The organism is Rickettsia senegalensis, from assembly GCF_056135685.1.
In genome coordinates this window covers 1,120,252-1,144,296 of sequence record NZ_JBVYTQ010000001.1, presented here as the reverse complement: position 1 = coordinate 1,144,296, position 24,045 = coordinate 1,120,252, and the positions used below count along the sequence as shown (strand labels likewise).

The following is a 24,045-nucleotide window of genomic DNA, read 5'->3' as shown; positions in this document are numbered from 1 at the left end:
GCTGACCCGCTAGCATTTGCGGCCGCTCCTCATAAGTCTAGTTCGTAATTAAGCACGCTTGCAAGTCCAAAATTATTAGAGAATTTCGGCTCATTCGGTGCTTTTGTTTCTTTGCTATTTTTTGTTCGATTTGCTCCGCCTTGTAAATTGATTTGCGGGAATCTATAAGAATTAACAAGATTAAGCTGTGCTTTTGCTGCTAGCACATTACTCATTGCCAGCTCAATATCAGAGTTACCAGTTAAAGATTCTTCGATTAGGTTATTTAACACCGGATCGTTAAACTGTAGCCACCATTTGGAGGGTGTATTATTGTTGTGTTCTAGAGAATAATTATTCCAACTAGTAGGTAATGAGAGACTCGGTATAGTATTATTTTGTTTAGCACTACAATTACATAGGAGGAATATAAAAATTAATGAAATTAGCTTGTTTGTGTGGAATGTTTTATTTGTCATTGCGAAGAAATTGCATAGCAATTGGCGAAGCAATCCAGTAAAAAATTCTGATTTACAGAATTTTTATTATTTTTCTAGATTGCCACGCCACCTTTGGTCGCTCGCAATGACGATTATTTAGTAGATTCATTAAAATAAATTAATATTACTTAATATTAATTATGAATCTTTAAACTGTTATGTCAATATACTCTATTATTTTTTCAACTAACTATTTTTATATTGTATAATAATGTTGCTAATTTTTTAGAAACAACCTTAATATCATAATTTTGTTTGAGGGTAAGGTGAGCGTTTTTAGAAAATTCTTCTGCTTTTAAGGGGTTATCTATTAGATAGGCAATTTTTTCTGCTAAATCTTCCACCGAGTCAGCTTTACAAATAAGCCCGTCTTGTAGATATGTTAGAATTTCTGCAGGTCCTTCAGTATCCGTACTAACTATAGGCACACTTGCTTCCATTGCTTCAAGTACTATGATGCCAAACGGTTCATGAAGAGATGGTAAACAAAAAATATCAATCTGTTTAAAGAATTTATCTCTATTGTTAACCCATCCCGTAAATAATATTTGATCTTGTAAATTAAGTTTATGTACTAAAGCAGTTAAATTATCTCGTTCTTCTCCACTTCCACCTATAACTACTTGAATATTATATTGTTTATCTTTCAAAATCTTTATAGCTTTAATAAAAACATCAACACCTTTCTTAGCTACAAATCTTGCGAGTACTCCGATTACAATAGGTTTTCTATATGTTTTATTTGAAACAACATCTTTAGTAATATTTATCATGTTCGGCAGAATAAATATCCTAGGCTCGGCAAAGTTATTTTTCATCAAGTATTCTTTCATATGATTTGTTAGAGCAATAACAAAATCACATTTACGTAGTCCTTTTAAACTATAATTATGAGCGATACCGATTAATTTTATATTTTGTGATTTAGCAAATTTACTAAAATTTATTGCTCTATTACCGTGTGCTATAATTATATCGGGTTTAATTTTGTAGATTATGTATTTAAGAATAAGAATTGAGATTAAGTCAAAAGGGCTTAAGTTAAGTAGTTTGAAGTTTCTACCGATGTCATTCCTGCTGTAGCTAGAATCCAAAAAAAATAATTTTAATTTAGTGAAAAAATTTATATGCTTTACTGGATTCCCGCCTTCGCGGGAATGACATCGTATGGGGAGTAGAAAGGAATTTATTTTTGCTTTGTAAGAAGTGATATTTATAACCTCAATTTTTTGCATTTCAAGAGCTGCATTATAATCTAAAAATGCTTGTTGAATTCCGCCAAGATCACGACTTAGCATAATATTAAGTATCTTCATTACTTTAACTTTTCGATTTCTTCTTCTGTTAAATCGGTAAATTCCATAATTTCATCTAAATGTCTATTTTTTGCTAACATTTTTTTTGGCCATAGAAATTTTTTGTCTAGCTTCTCCTTCGGCCTCTCCTCTTGCCTCTCCTTTAGCTTCAGCTTCCATAATTTTTTGTTCTTCTACGGCTGAATTATCCATTTCGGTTTTTATCATTTTTTCATAAGTATTTAACCCTTCTTCAGACCAGCTAGCTTGATCCAAAGCATAAAAAGCTTTTTTAATTATTGGGTCTTCACCTATCAAATGCTCCATTTCTTCTAAAGAGCTTTCATGTGCATGTTTAAAGAAATATGCCCATTTTTCTTGAAGACTCTCTAATTGATCTAATTCTTTATTAAATTTCTCAAGCTCTAAAAAAATAAAATAAAAATCTTGTAAGTCGTTCTCGTAAGTCTTGGTATCAAGAAGCCTATGATTTGATCTCCAATCTTTTTTATCGGGAAATAAAATAAAATCGGCAATAGCTAGGAATATTACTCCTCGAAGTTTTGCGTATACTGCCATTTTTTTATGATTCTCATCCTCTTTGAGTCTTTGCCTTGAATAGGCTTTTGCCGCATAAAGTTGATCTCTTTTCTCAAGGCCCGGATGTTTACTTACTTGCATCTCTACGATGAATTGAGTACCGTGTTTATCTTTGCGCAATACATCTACTATAGATTGTCTATAAGCTGCAATATCAGGATCTTGGTTAGTTTTTAAAAAAGTAACTTCGGTAATTACTTCTTTTTCCGCATAACCTAAAATATCATTTAGAAAATGAATAAGTATATCCTTGTTTTTTTCCGTGTCGAAAATTTTTAAAAATGCGTAGTTATTTTTAGGGTCTAAGAAACGTGAAATTAGCATAATAATCTATATTTTTATATATCATCACTTCATTATAGCAAATTCCAAGAAATTTGCTATAATACAATTTCCTAATATATAAAACATTATGATTAGTAAAATTAATTTTGTAAAAATGCATGGTCTCGGTAATGATTTTGTTGTTGTTAACAAACGAGATTTATTAAGTTCATACGGTTTATCGCAGTTAGCAAAAAATATGGCTGATCGTCATATTGGTATAGGTTGTGATCAGTTTATTATTTATGAAGAGCATGATGATTTTTATGAGATGATTATATATAATATAGATGGCTCTAGTGCTAAATTATGCGGTAATGCTACAAGATGTTTAGCCAAGTTAATTTATCTTGATACGGGAAAGAAAGATATTACTGTAATGGTAGGCAATAAAAAATTGCTATGTAATGTGGAGAATGAAAATAATATTAGCGTTAATGTAGGAAAGGTTAGTTTTAATGAAGCCTGGATGCCAAGCCGTGATAAAATTTGGGAACTCGCAGAGCGTTATATGATTGATTTAAAGGAAACTATTTGTGTTGATATAGGTAATCCGCATTTGGTTATTTTTAGTAAGTTAGAATCTCAAGATCAAAAAATTGTTGGTGAAAAATTACAGGCTAAGGAATTATTCGCAGATGGGGTAAACGTTAATTTTGCTGAAGTAAAAGATAATAAAATCTATTTATCTGTTTGGGAGCGAGGGGCAGGATTAACTCTTGCTTGCGGAAGCGGGGCTTGCGGTAGCTTTGCTGCCGGTTTAAAGCTTGGTTTTATCCATTCACCGAGTATGGTAGTATTTAAGCATGGCAGCCTTACTATGAAAGAAGAAAACGGTAATATAATAATGCAAGGAGCAGCTACGCTTGTAGCACGCGGGGAATATTATTGTGAGCAATAATTTAAGACAAGAAGTAGTAACATTCGGCTGTAGACTTAATATTTACGAAAGTGAGATAATACGAAAAAATTTGGAATTATCGGGTATCGATAATGTGACAATATTCAATACTTGTGCAGTAACTAAAACAGCTGAGAAACAAGCAAGACAAGCTATCCGCAAGGCTAAAAAAAATAAACCTGATTTAAAAATTATCGTTACCGGTTGTAGCGCTCAAACAAGTCCACAAATGTACGGTAATATGCCGGAAGTTGATAAGGTTATAGGTAATGAAGAGAAGTTATTGCCTAGCTATTACCAAATTACGGATGAAAAAATAGCAGTTAACGATATAATGTCGGTGAAAGAGACGGCAGGTCATTTAGTAAGTAGCTTTGACGGTAAATCTCGTGCTTTTATTCAGGTACAAAACGGTTGTGATCATTTTTGTACTTTCTGCATTATCCCTTACGGTAGAGGTAAAAGTAGATCAGTACCGATAGGAGCTATAGCAGAGCAGGTAAAACGTTTAGTACTAAACGGCTTTAAAGAAGTAGTTTTTACCGGTGTTGACGTTACGGCTTACGGTTCAGATTTACCCGGAAGTCCAACATTTGCACAAATGATTAAACGAGTTTTAAATTTAGTACCTGAACTAAAAAGGCTTCGTTTATCTTCAATAGATGTTGCAGAAATAGATGATGAACTGTTTGAGCTTATAGCTTATAGTGAGAGGATAATGCCGCATTTTCATATTAGCTTGCAAGCAGGCGATGATATGATATTAAAACGTATGAAAAGACGACATAATAGAGCAAACGTAATAGAGTTTTGTCGAAAGCTACGAGCAATAAGACCGGAAGTATCGTTTGGTGCGGATATTATAGCTGGTTTCCCGACTGAAACTCCTGAAATGTTTGAAAATACCAGGAAACTAATTACAGAAGCGGAGCTGCAATATCTGCATGTTTTTCCTTATTCGGAAAGAGAAGGAACGCCTGCAGCACGTATGCCGCAAGTACCGAAAGCTATAAGGAAAGAAAGAACCGAAATTCTAAGACAAGAGGGGCAGAATCAGCTATCTGAGTTCTTTAAAAAGCATATAGGTCAGAAAGTAGAGTTATTGGTAGAGAATAATAATATCGCCCATACCGAAAATTTTATTCCGGTAAAGCTAGACAAACCTTTAGAAATAGGGCAGATATTTAAAGCGAAGTTGGTGGGAATAGAGGGGAATAATATGAAGTGTATGTTGATTTAACCACCTCGTCCTTACGAGGAGCCGTAGGCGACGTGGCAATCTCATGAAATAATACTAATTCCTGAGATTGCCGCATCGATCAAAAAACGTCCTCTGTGTCATCCCGTGGCTTGTCCGCGGGATCCAGCATAACGCGAGATAAATCGAGCTTTTTATAGCTGTATTTTTTATTACTGGATCCCGTGGACAAGCCACGGGATGACAGTGTTAACATAAAACAAAAAAAACATCATGGAAAATATAGACGCAATATTAAGGCTTACTGAGGAAAAAATCTTATTAGTACAAAACTTAAAAGAACTACAAGAATATAAAGTAGAATTTTTAGGTAAAAACGGTATAGTGACAGGTGAGCTTAAAAAATTAGGTAGTTTAAATGAACAGGAACGTAAAGAATTTGGCTTAAAAATCAATAAATTAAAAGATAAAATACAGAATATAATAAAAGCAAAAGAAGAAATTTTAGAGGAGCAGGAACTAAATTTAAAACTTGCTGCCGATAAAATTGATTTAACAATCCCAGCAAGGAGATATAAGCAAGGTTCTATTCATCCAATAACACAATGTAGTGAGGAGTTAATACAAGTATTTTCGCAGTTCGGTTTTATTATAGAAAACGGACCGAATATCGAGAATGATTTCCATAATTTTACTGCTCTCAATTTTGAAGATGACCATCCCGCAAGGCAAATGCATGATACTTTTTATTTGAAAGGTCAAGAAAACAATAAACCGCTGTTATTACGTACTCATACCTCAACAGTGCAGATTAGAGCTATGCAAAACGGCAAACCACCTTTTAGGTTTATAGCGCCTGGTAGGACTTATAGATCAGATTCGGATATGACGCATACGCCGATGTTTCACCAAATAGAAGGACTTGTTATTGATAAAAATATCAATATGGGGCATTTACAATATGTTATCACGGAATTTATAAAAAGCTTTTTTGAAAATTCTAATATTGAATTACGTTTTAGACCCAGCTTTTTCCCATTTACCGAACCTTCTGCCGAAGTTGATATTCGGATGAATAAAAACGATAAATGGCTTGAGGTACTCGGTTGTGGGATGGTTCATCCAAACGTGCTTAAAAATGTCGGTATCGATAGTAGCGAGTATCAAGGTTTTGCTTTTGGGCTTGGGGTAGAGCGTTTTGCAATGCTAAAATATAATATCAAAGATTTAAGACAATTTTTTGAAGGAGATATGCGTTGGCTTAAACATTATAATTTTGGGAGCTTTGATATACCGAATTTAGCAGGAGGGCTTACGAAATGAAATTTACGTTATCATGGTTAAAACAATTTTTAGAGACTTCTAGCACAGTTATTGAAATTTCCGAAGCCCTAACAGCTATTGGTCTTGAAGTAGAAGAGGTAATAGATAAAGCGGCAGAGCTACAAAAGTTTGAAGTAGCATATATTACAAATACTAAACCTCACCCGTCAGCCGATAAGTTAAAACTTTGTGATGTTGAGACTAAAAGCGGTATACGACAAATAGTTTGCGGTGCGAGTAATGCAAGAGCAGGTATAAAAGTAGTACTTGCAAATATCGGAATAGAAATACCAAACGGTAAGTTTAAAATTAAGGAATCTATTATTAGAGGTGAAAAAAGCTGCGGTATGCTTTGCTCTGAAGAGGAATTACTGCTAGCTTCAGAGTCTGAAGGGATTATAGAGTTATCTGAAGATGCCGTAGTTGGAGAGAATTTTACTAAATATTACGGTTTAGATGATCCTATATTTGTTATTAACGTTACTCCTAATCGTGGTGATGCACTTGGAGTTTACGGTATTGCGAGAGATTTAGCAGCTAAAGGAATAGGAATACTTAGAGAGCTAGAAATCCCAGAAATAAAAAGTACATTTACTTCTAAAATGAAGCTTAACGTGCAAGACAAAGAAACCTGCCCTTTATTTACTTTTAGAGAAATAAGAAATTTAGAAAATAAACCAAGCCCTGATTGGTTACGGAAATTATTAAAAAATGTCGGGGTAAAAACTATTTCAAGCTTAGTGGATGTAACAAATTATATTTCTTATAGCTTTGGGCAGCCGATGCATTCTTATGATGCGGATAGGATAAAAGGGGGAATTAGTGTAGCACACCATTACGAGGAACGTAGTGACGAAGCAATCTCGTGCAAAAGTCCTGAGATTGCCGCAGCTGCTTTGCAGCCTCGCAATGACGGTTTGGTATCCACGCGGACCATGCCATCTCGCAATGATGTAGCCAAATTCCACGCTCTAAACGGCAAAGAATATTCACTTACCGAAAATGATTTAGCTATAAAAGATGAAAGCGGTATCCAAGGTCTTGCCGGTGTCATTGGCGGGGCTAAGAGTAGTTGTACTGATAGTACGACTAATATAATACTGGAAGCTGCATGTTTTAATGCTAAAATGGTTGCAGCGAGCGGGCGAAGATTTCAAATTGATACGGATGCTAGATATCGTAATGAGCGTAATATCGATAGAAATTTTACGGAAAAAGCTTTAGACATAGCGACTAATCTTATTTTGTCAGTATGCGGAAATGGTGAAGTATCGGAAGTAGTGAAATGCGGTGAGAAAGAGCCTCAAAAAAAACCTTTAGATTTTTCAGCATACTATTTAGAAAAAATTACGGGAATTAAATTAAGTATCAAAGAGATAGAAGATATATTAAATAGACTTGGATTTGTTACGGATGTTAAAGGTGAGATTATAAAGGTAATAGCTCCCTCTTGGCGTCATGATATAACTATTTTAGAAGATATAGCTGAAGAAATCGCTCGTATTTACGGCTATGATAAAATAGAGAGTATAAAACTACCCGAACTAGACCAAGATAATAATAAGCTAAGAGAGCATAAAAGAATATCTAGTTTTAAAAGGATATTAGCAAGCAAAGGCTATGATGAGGTAGTAACTAACTCTTTTATGAGTAGTGAAGATGCAAAGTTGTTTGCTGAATTAAAAGAAGAGTTATTTTTGCTTAATCCTATTAGCATAGGAGACAATTATATGCGTCCTACTATACTGCCAAATTTGTTAAGTATAGTAAGTAAAAATCTAGCACGCTCTATAAAAGATATGGCTTTTTTTGAAGTTGGACCGAGCTTTATAGATTTAAATACGGAAGCAACTTATTTAACGGCAATTATAAGCGGTTCATATAATAATAAAAATCCTCATTCGCTTGGACGAGGCTATGATATTTTTGATCTTAAAGGCGATTTAGAGCTGGTAGTGGATTATGCAGGACTATCTATAGATAAATGTATAGCAACAAATGAGACAGCATTGCCACAATATTATCATCCAACTAGAGCAGTAAATATAGGGCTTGGTAAAAATTTATTAGGTCATTTTGGGCAGATACACCCTAAAATCTTGAAATATTACGATATTAATCAGGAAATATTTGCATTCGAGCTAAATATTACAAATTTGCCGTTGATAAAAGCTAAATTCGGTAAAAGAGACGAATTTGCGGCATCGGATTTCCAAGCTAATTTTAGAGATTACGCATTCATTGTTGATCAAGATCATAGAGTCGGTGAAATAATATCATATATAAATAATTTTAATAAAAAGCTTGTCAAATCAGTTATATTATTTGATATTTATAGCGGTGATAAATTACCTGTAGGTAAAAAATCTATAGCGGTTAAAATAGAGCTACAAGCAGATGATCGTACTTTAACTGAAGCTGACTTAAATTTATTTAGCCAAGATTTAATTGCAGCTATTGAACAAAAATTTCAAGGAACATTAAGAGAATAACAATATGTTAAAATTAATAGTTGAAACAAAAACGTTAGTTCAGTCCCTAGGGTTTGCAAGTTCCGTTGTTGAAAAACGTAATGTAATACCTGAATATACAAACATTAAATTATCGGCAAAAGACGGCAATCTAGAGCTTAGTTCTACTAATATGGATTTGTACTTAAGTCAAAAAATAGCAGCGCAGGTAGTCAGTGAAGGTGAGCTTACCGTTTCTACGAAAACTCTAAATGATATAGTCCGAAAACTTCCGGATTCCGAGCTTACATTAACAGATCTCGGTACAACGGGACTTGAAATCAAAGGACAAAATTGTAAATTTAATTTATTTACTTTGCCGGTTAGTTCTTTTCCTCCAATGGATAGTATTAATCCTGAAGCAAGCTTTAAAATTTCCTGCACGGATTTTGCTAAAATAATCGAATCGACAAAATTTTCGATTTCTTTAGATGAAACTCGTTATAATTTAAACGGTGTTTATTTACACATAAAAGACAAAGAGTTTTGTTCGGCAAGTACCGATGGGCATAGGCTTTCAATTTCATGGGTAACCTTAGAAAAACAAATAAAGAATTTTGGAGTTATATTACCACAAAAAAGCGCAGAGGAAATTTTAAAAATAGTTAAAGATCCTAAAAATATAAATGAAGATATAGAAATTTTATTAAGTAGCAATAAGATCAAATTTATATGTAACGAAAATACTATTATGCTATCAAAGCTTATAGACGGTACTTTCCCTGATTATAGTGCTTTTATTCCGGAAAGCAACAGTTTAAAATTAGTAATTAATCGAAAAATATTTGTAGATAGTATAGAAAGGATAGCGATAATAACCGTTGAAAAATTTAGAGCGGTAAAATTATCTTTATCTCGTGAAACCTTAGAGATTAGTGCCATCGGTGAAGCAAGAGGTAACGCAAAAGAGGTTATTAATTCTTCACAAGATAAGGAAAGTTTTTATGAATATAATAGTGATGAGTCTTTAGCTATAGGCTTTAATCCGCAATATTTGGAAGATGTCTTAAAAGTCGTGAAGTCGGATTTAGTAGAACTATATTTTTCAGATGTTTCAGCACCGGTACTTATTAAATTTCCTGAGAATCCTAAAGATATTTTTGTCGTCATGCCTGTTAAGGTGTAAGTTTTATGAAAACCGGAATATATAAGCATTGCAAAGGAAAATTATACCAAGTTATAGATACCGCGAAACATACCGAAACTTTGGAAGAATTAGTAGTTTATAAAGCATTATATGACGATTTTCAGCTTTGGGTAAGACCGCTTGAAATGTTTAACGGAAAGGTTTTATTAAATGGAAAAAATATTCCACGTTTTGAATTTATTTCTGAGAAATAATTAAATCTGTACTCTGTCATCCCGTGGCTCGGCCTATAGTACCGGACAATTTTCACTTTATGTCATCCCTGCGAAAGCAGGAGTCCAAAATAAAGCGAGATAAATCGAGCTTTAAAAAGCTTTATTTGAAAAAAAATTATCTAATAAAAAAAATCTTTGAAATCAAGGTTTTTTAGCATGGATCCCTGCTTTCGCAGGGATGACATAAAGTGAAAATTGTCCGGTACTATAGGCTTGACCACGGGATCCAAAAAGACGCTTAAAGTATTAATAATTTTAGTATTTTTAGCTGGATCTAGCTCACAAGTCGCAGTATGACAACGAAAGATTCCCACTTCTAGCTATGAATGACATAGAGAGGTATAGGAATGACATAAAAGGCGGTGAGAATGACATATAATTAGTTCAAATAATTTTTGACTAATAGCCAAAGCTTCTCTATTATTTCCCTCAAGCACCCTAATTAAATATTGGTTATGAAAAAAATTATCGGATTATTTTTTGTAATTATACTTAGTACAATAAGTACTAGTATCTTAGCGGATGATTATCCAAAAACAGAACGAGAGCAGAAATGGGACGAAGTAGGTTCTATAGCAGGTGAAGAAGGATTAGTTTTTAGACCGGGCAGGGTAAAAAACGAATCTACTAAAGCTGTAGGAGGTTCAGTTAATAAATATCTTTGGCAAGCAGCATTAGAGACTATAAGTTTTGCTCCTCTTGCATCAGCTGACTCAAACGGCGGTGTGATTATTACGGAATGGTATAGCCCACGCTCTAATTCTAATTTTCGATTTAAAATTAATATATTTATCAAAGACGATGTAATAAGCCCTGATTCAATTGAAGTGAAAGTATTTGAAGAAATGCTTAAAAATAAACAATGGGTACTTAATGAAAACTCCTCAAATCTTGCTATCACGCTTGAAGATAAAATTTTAAGAAAAGCTAGGGATTTGTACATTAACAGTGCTAGGTAATGACTCTGTCATTGCGAAGAGGTATTACCAAACCCGTCATTGCGAGGAGTGAAGCGACGTGGCAATCTCGTGAAGTAGCATAAAACTCCTGAGATTGCCACACCAGCATAAATGCTAGCTCGCAATAACGAGACAACTGATCCATGCAACAAATCCTATGACGACGCAGTATATAAATTATAAAAAAATATGAATCAAATAGATCAAAAATGGCAACAAATTTGGCATGATGAGAAAGCTTTTGAGGTATCAAACGAGAGTAGCAAGCCGAAATATTACGTACTTGAAATGTTGCCTTATCCTTCTGGCAAAATCCATGTAGGTCACGTACGCAACTATTCTATAGGTGATGTTATTGCAAGGTTTATGACTATGCAAGGTTTTAACGTGCTTCATCCGATGGGCTGGGATGCTTTTGGGCTACCTGCCGAAAATGCCGCAATAAACAATAATTCTCATCCGAAAGATTGGACTTATTCTAATATCGAAAATATGAAAAAGCAGCTAAAATCCATGGGCTTTTCTTATGATTGGACTAGAGAGATAAATAGCTGTGATCCAGAGTATTATAAACATGAGCAGAAATTCTTTTTAGAGCTTTATGAGAGAAATCTTGCTTATCAAAAAGAATCGCTTGTTAACTGGGATCTGGTTGATAATACCGTTCTTGCAAATGAGCAAGTTGTAGACGGGCGTGGTTGGCGTTCAGGTGCAATTGTTGAGAAGCGTTATTTAAAGCAATGGTTCTTAAAAATCACCGATTATGCTGAAGAGTTATTAAATGAAATTCAGAATTTAAAAGAATGGCCTGAAGCCGTTCGCTCTATGCAAGAGAAATGGATAGGTAAATCGATAGGTGCTAACTTTCATTTCAAAATTAAGGATAATGAAGATAATACTATAGAAGCATTCTCAACCAAACCTGAAACTATTTTCGGCGCTGGTTTTATAGGAATTGCCTTTAATCATCCGATAATAGAGAAATTAATTTCCAAGACACCTGAAATATTGAGTTTTATAACTAAATGTTCGCACATTACAGGAAGTAGCGAACTAGAAAAGGCTGAAAAAGAGGGAGTCTTTACCGGTCTTTATGTCATTCATCCTTTCGATTCAAATATAGTTTTACCGGTTATTATTACGAATTTTGTGTTAATGGATTACGGTACTGGTGCTGTTTTCGGTTGTCCTGCTCATGACGAACGTGACCATGAATTAGCTGTTAAAATGAATTTGCCTATTAAGCAGGTAATTGAAACGGATATTGATGTACAAAAGACCGCTTATACGGAAGATGGAATTTTGGTTAACTCAGATTTTCTAAACGGCTTAACTAGTAATGAAGCAAAACAAAAAGTAATCGATGAATTTGAGAAACTAGGCATAGGTAAACGCAGTGTAAATTATCGTCTAAAAGATTGGGGAATTTCTCGTCAACGCTTTTGGGGTTGTCCTATTCCTATGATTCACTGTGAAGCTTGCGGCATAGTTCCCGTACCGTGCAGTAACTTACCCGTTACGTTACCTGATGATGTTAGTTTTGACGGTCACGGTAATCCGCTTGATCATCATCCTAGTTGGAAACATGTTAATTGTCCGAAATGCGATAAGTCGGCTATTCGTGAAACCGATACTTTTGATACATTTTTCGAGTCATCTTGGTATTTTACGAGATATTGCAATAGCAATGCTACAGAGATGACCGATAAAAAAGCTTGTGATTATTGGCTACCGGTGGATAAATATATAGGCGGTATAGAACATGCAGTAATGCATCTATTATATGCGAGGTTTTTCACAAAAGTAATGAATGAACAGAATTACGTAAGCGTTCGTGAGCCTTTTAAAGGGCTATTTACTCAAGGAATGGTGCTGCATGCTACTTATAAAGATGAACATAATAATTGGTTATACCCTGAAGAAGTAGTTAAAAAAGGTAATGAATTTTTTCATAAAGAAAGCAATAATAGAGTAGTGCAGGGACGCATTGAAAAGATGAGTAAGTCTAAAAAGAATCTCATCGATCTTGAGACGATGCAAGAGCAATATGGAGCTGATGCTATTAGGTTTTTTGTACTGTCCGATAGTCCGCCTGAGAAAGATCTAGAATGGTCGGCAAGCGGTATTGAAGGCTGCTCACGTTTTATTAATAAGCTTAAGCATATGTTTGAGGCGATAGCTTCTTTAACAGATGATGTGAATAGTGAGTTTAATAAAGAACTTAATAGATTAGTGCATTTTACCATAAAGCACGTCGCAGACGGTATAAAGCATTTTGCCCTAAATAGAGCAATAGCACGTATGCGTGAGCTTTCTAATGCTATATCTGCTGAGCTTAATAAAGAAGTGGTTGATGTTAAAACCGTAAGATACGGCTTTAATGTTTTAGTTCAGCTGCTAAACCCTTTTATCCCGCATATTACGGAAGAAATTTGGCAAAAGCTTGGGAATAAAGAGCGGTTATATAATTCAGCCTTTCCAGCATTTGATGAATCAATGTTAGAATTAGATACATATGTTATGGCAGTGCAGGTTAATGGCAAACTCCGTGATACTTATGAGTTTAAAACTTCTGCAAGCGAAGATGAAATAAAGCAAATTACCGTCAATTTGCCAAAAGTACAAAAATTCTTAGAAGGGAAAGAGTCGAAGAAGATTATTCTCGTGCCTCGTAAAATTGTGAATATTATAGTTTGATATTTTTTCTGTCTGAGCTACGGAAATTGCATAGCAATTGACGAAGCAATCTCAGGAGCTTGTTATTATTTCATGAGATTGCCGCGTCGCTTCGCTCCTCGCAATGACGATTTGGTATCCACGCAGATAATACCTACGCTCATTCACAATTACGAATGTCAGTAGAGTATGCTTAGTTGCATCACTTTTTAGTGTGCCTCAATCGTCCCCATCGCTCCAATCGCAACCATCCCTGTGTCTCCTCCCATTTGCATATGCTTGAAATAACAGGGTCATTGAACCACAGTTTTGCAATATCAAACGGCTCTTCTTGTTGTTGCTGTGACGGACTCTCGCGGTAATTACAAATATTTGCAACTGATGCTATTATATAATTTACTGCCCACCAACAAAATGCTACAACAACATTAATACTTAAAGCATTTTCATTATTATCAACACTTAAAGCATTTTCGTTTTTTGGTTCTGTGAGGGCTGTAGAATCTGCATCACTTGGAGAAATTAAAGCACTTTCTTCTGCTGATATTACCTCGTCATCTATACCGCTTAGAGTCATAGATAGGATTATTTCTGCATCTAAAGCATTTTCATTATTATCAACATTCAAAGTATTTTTTTCTTTTGATGTTAGTTCTAATGGGGAGTTTACAATATTTGTTTCTGGTTGTGATCTTATTTCTCCAAATATACCGCTTAGAGTCATGGATAGGATTGTGTCCGGATCTAAAGCATATTTTTCTTCTGATGTTATAAAATCTGCATCACCTAAATTATTTTTCCTTAGTTATATCACTAAGATAACCACCCTCTAGACTTAGATTTAGTGCTTCATTTGAATCTAAGAGTGTTGTTATTTTATCAGTCATAAAGATCCCCTATTTTAGTTGTTAATTAGGACTGTTAACAAAATAATTTGAAAGCTATCTTGTTAGTAGTCCTATAAATAGTGTGCCTGATTTTATACCTAGAGTGTAATCCTCCCATTTTTAATCGCAACAGAGAGTAGAGAGTTAAGTTGCGAGAGCTAATTTTTGTATTGGTGTTATACCGCCAATGTAGAAGTCAAGATTTAATCTTACAGACATTATAAAAATTATATCTGAATGTCTGATAAGTTATGACTGTCAGATGAGTATTCAAGATATAAGATTTCGTTATTCTTTTCAACAGCTAACTTTTTACTATCCATAAAAGTCTGCATAGGTGTTTTTCCATAGCAATATTTACCGGAATGCGGTCTTTCATTATTATAATATTCTAGCCAAATATCAAGATCTAGTTGTAGATCATCAAGATCAGTATAGATCTTTTTACGCATAGCAGTATCAAAGAATTCTTGTTTCATAGTTTTATTAAAACGTTCACACATACCATTTGTTTGAGGAGAATATGCTTTAGTAGTAGTATGCTCAATACCCTCAATGCTTAAGAACAATTCAAAAGCATGATGTTCTATATTACCTTTATACTCACCACCTCTATCAGTTAAAATACGAAGTACTGGTATTTGCTGACTCTCATACCATGGTAACACTCTATCATTAAGCATGTCAGCAGCGGTAAGTGCTGTTTTATCAGTATATAGTTTAGCCTCTGCAACCCGAGTGTAACTATCAATAAACACTTGAGAATATACCTTGCCTATGCCTTTAAAATTACCTACATAATATGTGTCTTGGCATCCTAGATAACCTGGATGCTGTGTATCAATCTCACCATGAGCTTCTTTCTCGCTACGCCGTTTCTCTAATACTTGTAACTGAGCTTCGGTAAGAACAATACCATCCTGAGCCATTTTGGCTTCTAATGCTTTAAGTCTTTTATTGATATTATTTAAATCATTACGTAGCCAAATAGATCTAACTCCTCCAGGTGATACAAGAATACCAGTCTTTTTAAGCTCATTTGATACTCGCAGCTGACCATAAGCGGGGTATTCTATTGCCATATCTAATACTGCTCTCTCTACGGCAGGATCAACTCTATTCGCTATAATTGGCTTCTTCCGACTAATCTCATATAATGCTTCTTCTCCTCCTGTTTCATATAACTCTTTAAACCTATAATAACTGTCTCTACTGTAACCCATAGCTTTATATGCTGACGATATACTACCAAGACTCCTAGCTAATTCTAGTAATCCTATTTTTGGCTTTATTATTTTTTGATTTAGATTCATCTCTAATCCTCCATTTAATATTATCTTAATTTTACTAAATGTAAGATTAAATCTCAACTATTACAAACCAAATAAATACTGATTTAACCAATCATATCTTACAGTTCTATTATATCTTTCAATATATGCATTTTGCTGAGGCATGCCTGGCTGAATGAATAATAACTTGATATTCTTTTCTTTTGCCCACTTGCTCAATAATTTACTGATATATTCAGGTCCATTATCACAACGTATAGATTTTGGCTTACCTCGCCATTCTATAATTTGATCTAGTGACCTGATAACTCTTCCTGCTGACAATAAAAAATCAGTCTCAGTACCAAGGCTCTCTCTATTAAAGTCATCAATCACATTAAATAAACGATATTTCCTACCATTCTCTAAACTATCGTGCATAAAATCCATGGACCAGCAATCATTTATTGTTTTAGACACTATAAGCTTTTTAGGCTTTGCTCTAAGTAATCTCTTCTTAGGCTTTATTCTCATATTAAGGGCTAGCTCCTTATATATCCTGTATACACGTTTATGATTCCAACCAAAACCTTTGATATTACGTAAATATAAAAAGCAGAGGCCAAGGCCTCAGTTCTTTTGATCACCTACTAAACGCATTAGCTGGCCTGCTATAATATCATCCTCAGATGATAGCTTCCTTTTATATCTATAGCATGTTTCGCTGACACCAAAGATCTTGCATGCACTCCTTATAGAAATATCTTTTTCTCCAGATATTATTTTAGCCATCTCCCGCCTTTGAGATGGCTTCCTAACTTTTTTTCAAGTACTTCCTTTAATATATCAGCTCTTAGCCTTTCCTCAGCATACATCTTTTTAAGCCGTGCATTTTCCGATTCTAACTCCTTTAATTTAGTAATCATCGGTAAAGCTATACCACCATACTTTGATCTCCATTTATAAAATGTCGCTGATGGTATTTTGTGCTCTCTCAGTATAGACGCTACAGGCATCCCACCGCTCGCTTGCTTTAAGATAGACATGATTTGGCTATCACTGTGCTTTGATATTGTCATTTATAGAATCTCCTCCTTTGTTTCTAGAAAATTCTACTCCTTTTGTCGATTGTTTTTGGGGGGGTTGCCGAGTCAATTTATTAAGTTAATAATTTAATCTTTTTGTTAATTTGTATTAATTTAAATTAATGCATGAAAATGTCGATTTCATTCCAACCTATAAGGTCTAAATTAGCTCTTGTCGGTAAAAAGTGGAAAATATCTTGGGCAAGTTCAAGCCTATTTTCTCTAAGTAGCATTTTTTGTAAAGTATCTTTTAACTGATGCAAATAAAGCACATCTTTTGCTGCATATTCTTTTTGTTCTGAAGATAAATTGTCAGTACCCCAATAGGAAGATTGTTGTTGTTTAGAAATATTTATGGACAGTAGCTCCCGACATAAATCCTTAAGACCGTGGCTATCAGTATAGGTTCTAACGAGCTTTGAAGATATTTTAGTACAAAAGATATTTTCTAAATCTATACTCAAATATTTTTTTATAGCTGCTAAATCAAATCTAGCAAAATGAAATATCTTGCATCTAGTTTTATCTAACAATAATGCTTTTAAATTAGGAGCAGTATAATCTTGATTTACAAAATGAACAAGATGGGCTTCACCGTTGCCGTTACTAAATTGTAGCAAACAGAGTTTATCTCTATGTAGATTTAACCCCATTGTCTCGGTATCTATGGCAATATCCCCTTCAAGTTCAAAATTATTAGGTAGGTCGTCTTGATAAATGTTAATGTTCATAAATTATGTTCAATTCCTTTTAATCAATAATGTTGTTACGTGATTCGTTCTCCCGTCATTCCCGCAAGACCTTGTTGCGTAGATATAAAAAAAGTAGCTGCGAACTAAGAAAAGTAGTAAATTGACAAAAAACTTAACCACAAGTGTGTATGTCAAAGCTACAAAAAGTTTGCAACTGGAAAGAATATAACAGAAGTTTAAAGAAAAGAGGAACAATAATTTTCACATTTTGTGAAGAATATTTAAAAGAGTTATATTATGGAGGGGAACAGAGGCAAGGAGGAGCGAGAAGATATAATAGCAAGATGTATGAATATTTGCTAACAATTAAGCTGTTATTAAGATTGCCATGGCGAGCAACGGTCGTGCCTCCGTATTGCAGTTTAGAGTAAATAGTCTATAATCCTCAAACAGTAATAAGAGAGAATTATAGTTAAGGAGTTATGGCAAAAATAGATGTTAAGTGTAGATATTGTAACAACACAGAAGAAGTAATAAAGTCAGGATATTCAATTTCAAAACAACAGAGATATCAATGCAAGCGGTGTAATCGATATTTTCAATTGGAGTATATTAATAATGCATCTAAGCCTGGAGTTAAGGAGCAAATAGTAGAAATGTCAATCAACGGCTCTGGAGTTAGAGATACAGTAAGAGTATTAAAAGTGGGTATCAATACAGTTATCCGTGTTTTAAAAAAATCTAGTATTAAAAAACAATAAATCATTCTATCAGTACAACAGAAGTAATTATTGCTCCTGAGATAGATGAACAATGGTCTTATGTACAGAATAAATCCATACAACGATGGCTTTGGTATGCCTTGGATAAGATTTCGTTAAAAGTAGTTGCTTATACGTTTGGTACAAGATGTGATAGCACATTAGAATCATTACTGAAAAAACTAGAGAATTTCAAGGTGACTTTTTACTATACAGATGGATGGGGGAGTTATGCTAGGTTATTAGACCCTAAAAAGCATATTATCAGTAAAAAATACACTCAACGGATAGAACGAAGTAACTTGAACCTTAGAACGAGATGCAAGAGGCTTGCACGTAAGACAATCTGCTTTTCCAAGTCATTGGATATTCATGATAAGGTTATTGGTACTCTTATTGAACGTATAGCTTTTTAATAGGCATAACTGCAATATGGAGGCATGACCAAGCAAGGTAGAGAAAGAACATTTAGCTTACAGAGATAAAGTAATAAAAGGAATTAGAGAATATAAAAATTTTGATGAAGGTTTAAAAGCATGGAAAATTAATAGCGGCTATCATCAAAGGTCAAGGGTTGAATCGTTTATGTTTAGGTTGAAGCGAACGTTTGGCTTTAACTTACAACAAAAAACAGAGAAAGGAAGAAAAAACGAAGTAATTACTAAGATAAATATATTAAATGAAATGATTGCCCTTGGGAAAGCTCAATATAGCTTTTAGAATTATATAAAATTTAATTATTTTTATATGTAGAAGTCAAGATTTAATCTTACAGACATTATAAAAATTATATCTGAATGTCTGATAAGTTATGACTGTCAGATGAGTATTCAAGATATAAGATTTCGTTATTCTTTTCAACAGCTAACTTTTTACTATCCATAAAAGTCTGCATAGGTGTTTTTCCATAGCAATATTTACCGGAATGCGGTCTTTCATTATTATAATATTCTAGCCAAATATCAAGATCTAGTTGTAGATCATCAAGATCAGTATAGATCTTTTTACGCATAGCAGTATCAAAGAATTCTTGTTTCATAGTTTTATTAAAACGTTCACACATACCATTTGTTTGAGGAGAATATGCTTTAGTAGTAGTATGCTCAATACCCTCAATGCTTAAGAACAATTCAAAAGCATGATGTTCTATATTACCTTTATACTCACCACCTCTATCAGTTAAAATACGAAGTACTGGTATTTGCTGACTCTCATACCATGGTAACACTCTATCATTAAGCATGTCAGCAGCGGTAAGTGCTGTTTTATCAGTATATAGTTTAGCCTCTGCAACCCGAGTGTAACTATCAATAAACACTTGAGAATATACCTTGCCTATGCCTTTAAAATTACCTACATAATATGTGTCTTGGCATCCTAGATAACCTGGATGCTGTGTATCAATCTCACCATGAGCTTCTTTCTCGCTACGCCGTTTCTCTAATACTTGTAACTGAGCTTCGGTAAGAACAATACCATCCTGAGCCATTTTGGCTTCTAATGCTTTAAGTCTTTTATTGATATTATTTAAATCATTACGTAGCCAAATAGATCTAACTCCTCCAGGTGATACAAGAATACCAGTCTTTTTAAGCTCATTTGATACTCGCAGCTGACCATAAGCAGGGTATTCTATTGCCATATCTAATACTGCTCTCTCTACGGCAGGATCAACTCTATTCGCTATAATTGGCTTCTTCCGACTAATCTCATATAACGCTTCTTCTCCTCCTGTTTCATATAACTCTTTAAACCTATAATAACTGTCTCTACTGTAACCCATAGCTTTATATGCTGACGATATACTACCAAGACTCCTAGCTAATTCTAGTAATCCTATTTTTGGCTTTATTATTTTTTGATTTAGATTCATCTCTAATCCTCCATTTAATATTATCTTAATTTTACTAAATGTAAGATTAAATCTCAACTATTACAGTTGTTTAATGTCAATAGGAAACCCAACGTTAAGAGCTTTTTTGAGCATACAATTTCTCCTTATATTAATTTAATGTGAGAAGAATATATAAAATAATATTTAAAAAATCAACAGCTTAATTAATTTTTTAAATCTTAATTAATAACCTATATTTTTCAAGATATTTATTAATTATAGCTATTATTTCCTCTAACCCTTCTTTACTAGCTGATTCGACTCTTGCAACTATAATAGATTCAGTATTAGAGCTACGTAGTAACCACCAACCATGTTCAGTATTTACACGCACACCATCTATATCGCTAAACTCTATTTTCTCTTCTAATAATTTTTCTTTAATCTCTTTAATAATTTGTAATTTTAACCTAGACGGAACAAAAATTTTAATTTCCGGTGTACTATAGCTTTTCGGTAAATCTTCTATTATCTCATCTAGCGTTTTATCCGATTTGCTAAGTAAATCTAAAAATCTAAGGGCTGCATAGATTGCATCATCAAAGCCAAAATATTTATCGGCAAAGAATATATGCCCGCTCATTTCACCGGCAAGTAAAGCTTTTGTCTCAAGCATTTTGCTTTTAATAAAAGGATGACCTGTTCGCCATATTATAGGATTCCCGCCAAATGACTTAATTCTATCAACTATTAACTGACTGGCTTTTACATCGACTATTATGGTTGCGTTTGGATTTTCTTTTAAAATATCCTCAGCAAATATACATAAAATTTGATCACCGAATAATATCTTGCCGTTCCCGCTTACAATACCGATTCTATCACCGTCACCGTCAAAAGCTATACCAAGGTTACAATTTTGTTCTTTAACTAATTTAATTAACTCTTGTAAATTAGCAGGGTTGGTAGGGTCAGGGTGATGGCTTGGAAAATTCCCGTCAATTTTACTATTTATGATTATATTCTTGTTTGAGAGATACTTTTTAAGTTCTTCAACAATATCGCCGGTTGCTCCGTTACCGCAGTCCCAAGCTACTTTTAATTTAGGATTAATATTTATTCCTTCTAAAATACGCTTTAGGTATTTAGATTGTATATTATGTCCATACTCTATGTCATTCCCGCGAAAGCGGGAATCCATGTCTCCATTTGTATTAATCTGGATTTCTGCTTTCGCAGGAATGATGCACGAGGGCGCAGGAATGACATGATTATCTAAAACCCTCGCCAGTAAATCCTGTATCTGATCACCGAAAAAAGATTTACCGTTTTGTAGTATTTTAAAGCCGTTATCGTCACGAGGGTTATGCGATCCCGTAACCATAATACTACCGGCAGACATAAATTGTTTATCGGCAAAATATAGTACGGGAGTTGGAACTACGCCAATATTTATGATTTCAGCACCTGCCTCAGTTAATCCTAATTCTAAGGCTTTACAAAGGGTAGGGGAGCTGAGCCGACCGTCTAAGCCAACACAGATTTTGTTGTTATCTTCCGTTATAGTCATCTCGGCAAAACAAAAGCCGATTTTATAATCTACTTCTTCTGTTAAATCCTTAAGGCTATTGCCTCTTATATCATAAGCTCTAAAAATTTCTTTGTTAATTTGCATAAAAACTGTCTTGAGTGTTACTGTATGGATCAAATTTTCCGTCATTGCGAGAAAAAATTGAAAATTTTGACGAAGCAATCTCAGGAGTTTGTTATTATTTCATGAGATTGCCACGTCGCTTCGCTCCTCGCAATGACGACTGGGAGTCCACGCAAGCAAGCCTTTCTCGCAAGGCGTTGTTGCGTGGAGATTAAAAAAAGTCAATATAGCGCTTAGAGTATAAAAATAATTAAATTTTATATAATTCTAAAAGCTATATTGAGCTTTCCCAAGGGCAATCATTTCATTTAATATATTTATCTTAGTAATTACTTCGTTTTTTCTTCCTTTCTCTGTTTTTTGTTGTAAGTTAAAGCCAAACGTTCGCTTCAACCTAAACATAAACGATTCAACCCTTGACCTTTGATGATAGCCGCTATTAATTTTCCATGCTTTTAAACCTTCATCAAAATTTTTATATTCTCTAATTCCTTTTATTACTTTATCTCTGTAAGCTAAATGTTCTTTCTCTACCTTGCTTTTATTCTTTAATTCATCTTGTGACTTAGATGTTCGTGCTGGGGGCATTAAATCTTGTACTCCCCAATCATATATTATCTTTCTAAACTCCTGCGTATCATAAGCTCCATCTGCTATAACGGTTTTAGCTTTGCCTGTTATCTCTTTGCTCATATCACCAACAACTTCACAGTCGTTTGTGTTACTATCCGTATAGGCTACAGATAGTACTTCCATACTATCTAAATCGACTGCTACATGTATCTTCTTCCACTGTTCTCTCTTACGATATAATCCATCCTTACCGTTATAATCCATCCTTACCGTATTTCCTTTGATGCCACCCACTGGTGCTATATACATTTACTCCGGTACTATCAAATACTATCTCTTTCCCTGAACCTTTCTCTTGTACTCCAATATTTTTTACTCGTAACTTTAGCTTACTAGCGATTCTTGATGCATGGGCATAATCCGGTATTCTTAAATCCTTACCCGCAAATATTTTGCTAAACATTCCTTCTGCAAATCCGCTTGTTGCTCGCCATGGCAATCTTAATAACAGCTTAATTGTTAGCAAATATTCATACATCTTGCTATTATATCTTCTCGCTCCTCCTTGCCTCTGTTCCCCTCCATAATATAACTCTTTTAAATATTCTTCACAAAATGTGAAAATTATTGTTCCTCTTTTCTTTAAACTTCTGTTATATTCTTTCCAGTTGCAAACTTTTTGTAGCTTTGACATACACACTTGTGGTTAAGTTTTTTGTCGATTTACTACTTTTCTTAGTTCGCAGCTACTTTTTTTATATCTACGCAACAAGGTCTTGCAGGAATGACGGTTTTGGTATCTATGTAACGTTGCCATAGGAAGGACATCGGAATCTAAAAACTAAAGCTTTCACCCAAATACACTTCTTTGACTTTCTTGCTGTTTGCTATTTCCTTAGGTTTTCCTTCTAGCAATACTTTACCTTCAAAAATAACATAAGCACGGTCGACTATATCTAGAGTATCACGCACGTTATGGTCGGTAATTAATATGCCTATATTAAACGCACGTAAATAAGTAATTAGATTTTTAATATCGGAAATAGCAAGCGGGTCAATACCGGCAAGCGGTTCATCAAGCATGATAAATTTAGGCTCTATTGCAAGTGAACGTGCAATCTCAAGCCTACGCCTTTCACCGCCTGATAAGCTAGCAGCGGATAAATCTTTTAAATGAACTATCGAAAATTTCTCTAGTAAATTATGGGTTTTTTGTTCAATTACTTCCTTATCATTTTCAGATATCTCAACTACAGCCTTAATATTATCCTCAACCGATAATCCTCGAAATATTGAAGGTTCTTGAAGAAGATAGCCGATTCCAAGCTTTGCTCGTAAATAAATAGGTAGGTTGGTAATATTTATATCGTTTAAAAGTAATTGTCCTGAGTCCGGTTTCATTAAACCGATAATAATGTTAAAACAAGTTGTTTTACCGGCTCCGTTCGGACCGAACAAACCAACTATCTCTCCTTGTTTTATATTCAGAGATATATCAGTTAATATATTCCTTTTTTTATAGGATTTTGATATATTTTTAACTTGTAAGCTGACCATCTTTTTTATTTGTGTTTTTTGTGTGGATTAATTCTCAACGTCATTGCGGGCAGCCGTAGGCTGCGTGGCAATCTTGTCAAATATCCTGAGATTGCTTCGTCGAA

The 24,045-nt window shown here is 34.2% G+C and carries 21 protein-coding genes and 2 pseudogenes; 11 read left to right on the top strand and 12 right to left on the bottom strand.

From position 1 onward, the window contains the following. Positions 1 to 29: 29 nt before the first annotated feature. From AC0ODJ_RS06280 to AC0ODJ_RS06270, 3 genes and pseudogenes are all read right to left on the bottom strand, one after another. Positions 30 to 272: an outer membrane factor lipoprotein domain-containing protein gene (locus AC0ODJ_RS06280; protein WP_218461015.1), complete on the bottom strand. Its 243-nt coding sequence runs from the start codon at positions 270 to 272 to the stop codon at positions 30 to 32. A 389-nt stretch (positions 273 to 661) separates the two neighbouring features. Further along, entirely contained in the window at positions 662 to 1,795 is a 1,134-nt protein-coding gene (locus AC0ODJ_RS06275; protein WP_256621611.1) for a glycosyltransferase family 4 protein, read from the bottom strand. Beyond that, a pseudogene (locus AC0ODJ_RS06270) lies at positions 1,795 to 2,698 on the bottom strand (Rpn family recombination-promoting nuclease/putative transposase). Before AC0ODJ_RS06270 ends, AC0ODJ_RS06275 begins: the two are co-directional and overlap by 1 nt. A gap of 88 nt (positions 2,699 to 2,786) precedes the next feature. On the opposite strand from AC0ODJ_RS06270, the gene dapF reads away from it, so the two are divergent. The 8 genes from dapF to leuS all read left to right on the top strand — a co-directional run bounded on the left by dapF (position 2,787) and on the right by leuS (position 13,648). Further along, positions 2,787 to 3,599 carry a diaminopimelate epimerase gene (gene dapF, locus AC0ODJ_RS06265; RefSeq protein ID WP_218461006.1) on the top strand — a complete coding sequence of 271 codons (813 nt, stop codon included), beginning with the start codon at positions 2,787 to 2,789 and terminating at the stop codon, positions 3,597 to 3,599. Then, the gene (mtaB, locus tag AC0ODJ_RS06260) at positions 3,589 to 4,839 is read left to right on the top strand and encodes a tRNA (N(6)-L-threonylcarbamoyladenosine(37)-C(2))-methylthiotransferase MtaB (protein WP_474465400.1); all 1,251 of its coding nucleotides are present in this window, start codon (positions 3,589 to 3,591) and stop codon (positions 4,837 to 4,839) included. Before dapF ends, mtaB begins: the two co-directional genes overlap by 11 nt. A 231-nt stretch (positions 4,840 to 5,070) precedes the next feature. Further along, positions 5,071 to 6,120: a phenylalanine--tRNA ligase subunit alpha gene (gene pheS, locus AC0ODJ_RS06255; RefSeq protein WP_218461008.1), complete on the top strand. Its 1,050-nt coding sequence runs from the start codon at positions 5,071 to 5,073 to the stop codon at positions 6,118 to 6,120. Further along, on the top strand, positions 6,117 to 8,612 hold the full coding sequence (gene pheT / locus AC0ODJ_RS06250; protein ID WP_218461009.1) for a phenylalanine--tRNA ligase subunit beta: 2,496 nt from the start codon (positions 6,117 to 6,119) through the stop codon (positions 8,610 to 8,612). The genes pheS and pheT overlap by 4 nt, the downstream gene beginning before the upstream one ends. A gap of 4 nt (positions 8,613 to 8,616) precedes the next feature. Further along, a complete protein-coding gene (gene dnaN, locus AC0ODJ_RS06245) occupies positions 8,617 to 9,756 on the top strand; it encodes a DNA polymerase III subunit beta (RefSeq protein WP_474465398.1) in 1,140 nt (379 codons plus the stop codon). 5 nt (positions 9,757 to 9,761) lie between these two features. Continuing rightward, positions 9,762 to 9,971 (top strand): DUF1653 domain-containing protein, encoded by a 210-nt coding sequence (locus AC0ODJ_RS06240; protein WP_218461011.1) that lies wholly within the window; start codon positions 9,762 to 9,764, stop codon positions 9,969 to 9,971. A gap of 476 nt (positions 9,972 to 10,447) precedes the next feature. Then, the gene (locus AC0ODJ_RS06235) at positions 10,448 to 10,951 is read left to right on the top strand and encodes a DUF3576 domain-containing protein (RefSeq protein WP_218461012.1); all 504 of its coding nucleotides are present in this window, start codon (positions 10,448 to 10,450) and stop codon (positions 10,949 to 10,951) included. Positions 10,952 to 11,140: 189 nt separating this feature from the next. After that, a complete protein-coding gene (gene leuS, locus AC0ODJ_RS06230) occupies positions 11,141 to 13,648 on the top strand; it encodes a leucine--tRNA ligase (protein WP_218461013.1) in 2,508 nt (835 codons plus the stop codon). Positions 13,649 to 13,829: 181 nt separating this feature from the next. Here the strand turns inward: leuS and AC0ODJ_RS06225 are convergent, their stop codons facing one another. The 4 genes and pseudogenes from AC0ODJ_RS06225 to AC0ODJ_RS06210 form a co-directional block, all read right to left on the bottom strand. Next, positions 13,830 to 14,351, bottom strand: coding sequence for a hypothetical protein (locus AC0ODJ_RS06225; RefSeq protein WP_218461014.1), 522 nt, complete (start codon positions 14,349 to 14,351; stop codon positions 13,830 to 13,832). Between the two features lie 390 nt (positions 14,352 to 14,741). After that, positions 14,742 to 15,827, bottom strand: a complete 1,086-nt coding sequence (locus AC0ODJ_RS06220; RefSeq protein WP_121834048.1) for an IS481 family transposase — start codon at positions 15,825 to 15,827, stop codon at positions 14,742 to 14,744. Between the two features lie 69 nt (positions 15,828 to 15,896). Further along, a pseudogene (locus AC0ODJ_RS06215) lies at positions 15,897 to 16,864 on the bottom strand (IS3 family transposase); the annotation flags it as partial. A gap of 125 nt (positions 16,865 to 16,989) precedes the next feature. Continuing rightward, a complete protein-coding gene (locus AC0ODJ_RS06210; protein WP_218460686.1) occupies positions 16,990 to 17,601 on the bottom strand; it encodes a ribonuclease D in 612 nt (203 codons plus the stop codon). A gap of 149 nt (positions 17,602 to 17,750) precedes the next feature. On the opposite strand from AC0ODJ_RS06210, the gene AC0ODJ_RS06205 reads away from it, so the two are divergent. The 3 genes from AC0ODJ_RS06205 (at position 17,751) to AC0ODJ_RS06195 (ending at position 19,043) form a co-directional block, all read left to right on the top strand. Then, positions 17,751 to 17,993, top strand: coding sequence for a hypothetical protein (locus tag AC0ODJ_RS06205; RefSeq protein ID WP_474465369.1), 243 nt, complete (start codon positions 17,751 to 17,753; stop codon positions 17,991 to 17,993). 51 nt (positions 17,994 to 18,044) lie between these two features. After that, positions 18,045 to 18,739 (top strand): IS1 family transposase gene (locus AC0ODJ_RS06200; RefSeq protein WP_474464353.1). Its coding sequence is split into 2 segments (ribosomal slippage): positions 18,045 to 18,318 and positions 18,318 to 18,739, totalling 696 coding nucleotides; the frame shifts between segments, so codons are not numbered across the junction. A 169-nt stretch (positions 18,740 to 18,908) separates the two neighbouring features. Further along, on the top strand, positions 18,909 to 19,043 hold the full coding sequence (locus tag AC0ODJ_RS06195; RefSeq protein WP_474465039.1) for a hypothetical protein: 135 nt from the start codon (positions 18,909 to 18,911) through the stop codon (positions 19,041 to 19,043). 67 nt (positions 19,044 to 19,110) lie between these two features. Here the strand turns inward: AC0ODJ_RS06195 and AC0ODJ_RS06190 are convergent, their stop codons facing one another. From AC0ODJ_RS06190 to lptB, 5 genes are all read right to left on the bottom strand, one after another. After that, on the bottom strand, positions 19,111 to 20,196 hold the full coding sequence (locus AC0ODJ_RS06190) for an IS481 family transposase (RefSeq protein WP_121834048.1): 1,086 nt from the start codon (positions 20,194 to 20,196) through the stop codon (positions 19,111 to 19,113). A 193-nt stretch (positions 20,197 to 20,389) separates the two neighbouring features. Continuing rightward, positions 20,390 to 21,832, bottom strand: a complete 1,443-nt coding sequence (locus tag AC0ODJ_RS06185; protein ID WP_218460220.1) for a phosphomannomutase/phosphoglucomutase — start codon at positions 21,830 to 21,832, stop codon at positions 20,390 to 20,392. Between the two features lie 246 nt (positions 21,833 to 22,078). After that, positions 22,079 to 22,648: a transposase gene (locus AC0ODJ_RS06180; protein ID WP_474464397.1), complete on the bottom strand. Its 570-nt coding sequence runs from the start codon at positions 22,646 to 22,648 to the stop codon at positions 22,079 to 22,081. Then, a complete protein-coding gene (locus tag AC0ODJ_RS06175; RefSeq protein WP_121843865.1) occupies positions 22,638 to 23,078 on the bottom strand; it encodes a transposase in 441 nt (146 codons plus the stop codon). The genes AC0ODJ_RS06180 and AC0ODJ_RS06175 overlap by 11 nt, the downstream gene beginning before the upstream one ends. Positions 23,079 to 23,218: 140 nt before the next feature. Next, positions 23,219 to 23,941: an LPS export ABC transporter ATP-binding protein gene (gene lptB, locus AC0ODJ_RS06170; RefSeq protein WP_218460676.1), complete on the bottom strand. Its 723-nt coding sequence runs from the start codon at positions 23,939 to 23,941 to the stop codon at positions 23,219 to 23,221. Between the last annotated feature and the right edge of the window lie 104 nt (positions 23,942 to 24,045).